The 3,350-nt window shown below is 48.4% G+C and carries 3 protein-coding genes and 1 pseudogene; all 4 read right to left on the bottom strand.

What is annotated here, in order from left to right:
* The coding region (locus tag HMPREF1546_RS01625; protein ID WP_021751622.1) for a type IV secretory system conjugative DNA transfer family protein at window positions 1-1,303 on the bottom strand (1,303 nt) is incomplete at its 3' end.
* Window positions 1,300-1,773 carry a PcfB family protein gene (locus HMPREF1546_RS01630; RefSeq protein WP_006775667.1) on the bottom strand — a complete coding sequence of 158 codons (474 nt, stop codon included), beginning with the start codon at window positions 1,771-1,773 and terminating at the stop codon, window positions 1,300-1,302. The genes HMPREF1546_RS01630 and HMPREF1546_RS01625, both read right to left, overlap by 4 nt.
* A gap of 36 nt (window positions 1,774-1,809) precedes the next feature.
* Complete coding sequence (locus HMPREF1546_RS01635) at window positions 1,810-2,754, bottom strand: DUF6017 domain-containing protein (protein WP_021748558.1); 945 nt, start codon at window positions 2,752-2,754, stop codon at window positions 1,810-1,812.
* Window positions 2,755-2,912: 158 nt separating this feature from the next.
* A pseudogene (locus HMPREF1546_RS01640) lies at window positions 2,913-3,101 on the bottom strand (hypothetical protein); the annotation flags it as partial.
* Window positions 3,102-3,350 lie beyond the last annotated feature (249 nt).

Below are 3,350 nucleotides of genomic sequence, written 5' to 3' on the forward strand. Positions count from 1 at the left end.
TGATACACAGGTACTCCACATTCCCGGCTTCCACTTCTTTCATCATTGCTAAAAATCCGGGACGGTCAAAGCAGGTGCCGCTAATGCCATCGTCCGTGAAATGGACAATGTTTGTAAAACCCTGCCGTGCGGCGAACTCCTCCAACATTGCTTTTTGATTGGATATGGAGTTGCTCTCACGCTGCTGGTCATCATCTTTGCCAAAGTCATCACGGCTCAGTCGTTCGTACAGAGCAGTGATTTTCTCGTTTTTTCTCATAACTTGCGCTCCTTTCTTCGGTTTTAGGTTGTGTGTTCTAAGAGACTTCCCAACCGCTTGATTAAGAAGTCTTTTAGAGCATACAACACCCGCCGCCAATTTGTATTTTTTATATTGCTTTACCGCGAAATGGTCGGGGCTGCGTTCTTCCAAATCGGCAAAGAGCAGATCAACGGGGCTTTGGTATTCCTCGTCGTCCTCGCGTGCTTCGCTTGCATTGATAAGTTCAAGCAGCGTTGTAAAGTTCATTTCCTCGGCGGGGGCTTCATACCAAATGTAGCCGATCAACGCGCAATATAGTAACCTCTCGGCTTTCACCCAAAAATCTTCCGCGCTCTTTTCTCCCTCGCCTTTGGTATTGACGATAAGGGTATTGACAACCTTTAACACGTCCTTTTCGCTGCGGATATAGACAAAGGGGTTATAGTGCATACTTTTCCGAAAGTTTATCGTGTTCAGTACCTTAATGCGGTAGCCTGCCCGTTGCAGCAGCTTTCCGCACTCGATTAGGACGGTGCCTTTCGGGTCGGTCAAGACGTAGGAAGAATGAAGCTGCATTAAATTAGGCTTTACGAAAAACCTTGTCTTGCCGCTGCCGCTGCCGCCGATCACCACGACGTTTTTATTTCTCGCGTATTTCGGCTGCTTCGGGCGGCTGTTCATGGTAAGGCGTTCGGTCTGCGTCAAAATGATGTTGTTCTGAAAATCCGGGTCGATATAGGGCTTTATATCTTCGGCGTTGCCCCAACGTGCGCTGCCGTATTCTGCGCCCTTGCGGTATTTGCGGGCATTTTTCCCTTTGAAATAGACAATCAGACGGATAACCACCGCGCCCACAATGCCAATAAGCAAATCCAACGGGTGAACGCTCGGCAAGGCATTTGAAAACGCTTCGGAAAATCCCTGTGTGATATTGAGTATCTTTTCGGAAATATCCGCGCCGGGGGCAAGCCGCACCGCCTGTCCCACCTTATCAAAGAGATAGACAAAGAACACATACGGGATATTCGGGATTATCAGCTTTTTGTAGTTTATCTGCTTCATATCTCGCGCCCCCTGTCTATTTTCTTTACCTTGTCGCGGGCGGCGTTAAGCTGCTTCGCCTTGTCCTTTGCTGCGGCAAGGGCTTTGCGGATAGAGGGCTTTTTATCCCTGTTCAGCTTCTTTGCGGAAAACTCTTGAAACGCTGCGGTCATAACGTCCGCGTCCCTGCCTTTGAAAAACACAAGGTAACGGGTCTGTTCGCCCTTAACCTTTTTCAGCGAAAAATCTATGTTGTATTTCTTCGCGGTACTCTCAAAGGCTTTGATATTGCTGTCGGTGATCTCGATGTTGGAAACCCCCGCATTTTGCTTCATAAGCTGCCGCATGGTCTGTTTCCCATGCGGTGCTTTGCTTTTCTGCTCCAAAAACTTCTTGATTGCTTTCTGTAACGCCTGTTCGGTAAGCCTTGCCGCGCCTTTTCCCACGTTGACGGATAGGGCAATCGTTTTTTGGGTTACTTCCTCCTGCAAGGTATCAACTCCTTTCCCGGTAAACTGCGGCTATGCTCATTTGCTGCCGTAAAAGTCGTGATTGACAAGGGCGGTATAGTAGCTGTCAATGGTACTCGGCGCGTTGAACAGCACCGCTTTTAGATACTGCTTGATGTTGCGGATTTTGGTTGTGTTCTCCCTCATGCAGTCCAAAACAAACTCAACGTGGCTGCTGTTCAGCTTCATAAACTTTGATTTGACAAGTTCGGCGGGGTAGTCGTCCCCGGCGATACGGATTGTCTTTCGGGCTGTGCAGACGGTTTCCAGCATGATTTCTACAATCTCGTCCAAACGGTCTTTATCCATTTTGGGGTCTTGAATGAGAATGTCATAGTCGATGTTTTCTTTGATGATTTCCCGATAAATCTCTATTGCACTGTTTGTTTTCGCTTCCGTTCTTTTCCTTTCCGGCGGCGCAGCCGCTTCGTCCTGCTCATAAGGCAAGGGATTTAGGGAATGGAAAGGAATGGAATGGGTACTTGATAGATCAGTAATTGATTGTTCTTTACTTGATATATCTTTATTTAATTGCGTTGGATTTTCCAACGTAGGTTTTTCCTGCGTAGGTTTTTCCAACGTTGGATTATCCAATGTTGGATTTTCCAATGTAGGTAAATCCAATATAGGCGGCTGTCCGCCGCTGGTAGCTGCTTCCGGCTCTCGCGGCTGCGGCTGCTCGTATATGACGTAATCTGCGCCCCGCAAGCGTCCCTTTTCGTCGCGCTCCCGGCTGCGCACGATATATCCGGCTTTTTCGAGTTCCTTTACCGCTTCGCGGATTGCGTCGATCTTCTCCCGGTTGATATGGGATAAGCCCGCAAGGGTATAATCCCAATCTTCGGGCAGCGAAAGCATTTGCGACAACAAGCCCTTTGCCTTTAAGGACAATTCCTTGTTTCGCAAGTGGTGGTTGCTCATAACGGTATATCCCGTATTTCGCTCCACTCTGAAAACTGCCATATTTCCTCACTTCCTCTCTTGGTATGCGTGGACAATTAGAAAGCCGTTTTCGGCTGTTTTGGTATTGCAATATGCCCTTTGCCGTTTTCGCGTCTGCAAAGCCGCATGGCACAAGGGCTTTTGCCCGTCTATTTGTCCATGCTGGCGTGCGTTTTCCGCGTCCTTTTGCCGGGGCAATAGGGACACTCTTTGAAAACGCAAAACTCATATTTCCATTGTGGGCGGTAGAAACGGCAAGTACCGCAATCTTCATCATCTCCGGCACAACCGGATTGATAGCGGTCAAATCCCGGCTTCTGCTGCATGATCAGTTCAAACGCCCGCTGCTTGCCCTTTGTGAAATACATTCCGGCTGCGCCTCCTTTCCTGCGGGCATAAAAAAACGGCGTTACTTTCTCCCCAAAAGGGGTTAAGGTAACGCCGCTTGTGTGCGTATTCAGTTTTTAACACATTCCCTGTCTATCCGCTGTCCGCAAAACCATTGATTTTATTAGCTTTTTGCCGCTATCGCTATCACACCTCATTATTTGACCGTCCCGGATTTCTGGCAATGATGAAAGAGGTGGAAGCCGGGAATGTGGAGTACCTGTGTATCA

The organism is Oscillibacter sp. KLE 1745, assembly GCF_000469445.2.
Classification (GTDB): Bacteria; Bacillota; Clostridia; order Oscillospirales; family Oscillospiraceae; genus Oscillibacter; species Oscillibacter welbionis.